General features: G+C 52.5%; 1 protein-coding gene. It reads right to left on the bottom strand.

Translation table 11 applies throughout. The features are described 5' to 3' along the window. Positions 1-223: type VI secretion system baseplate subunit TssF (locus tag AAC854_RS23870; protein ID WP_422824137.1), on the bottom strand; the 223-nt coding region annotated here is incomplete at both ends.

The following is a 223-nucleotide window of genomic DNA, read 5'->3' as shown; positions in this document are numbered from 1 at the left end:
CTGCTGCATCCGGCGGCTGAGGGCGCGATCATGTCCGGCATAACAATCATACAACCGGAGAAAATCTTTCAGGGATTCGGCATGGAAAAGTAAAAATGGCGGGCAGTTTAAGAGGTTAATCAGCGACCAGTCCGATTTGCCCATCACCATCGGCGGAAAATCGGGGGAAACCGGGGTGATATTGCGGGCGTATAAATGGGCAGGCACCGATTCTTGTGTCAAC

It is taken from the genome of Xenorhabdus entomophaga (assembly GCF_037996725.1).
Classification (GTDB): domain Bacteria; phylum Pseudomonadota; class Gammaproteobacteria; order Enterobacterales; family Enterobacteriaceae; genus Xenorhabdus; species Xenorhabdus khoisanae.
This window is presented reverse-complemented; position numbering and strand designations above follow the sequence as displayed.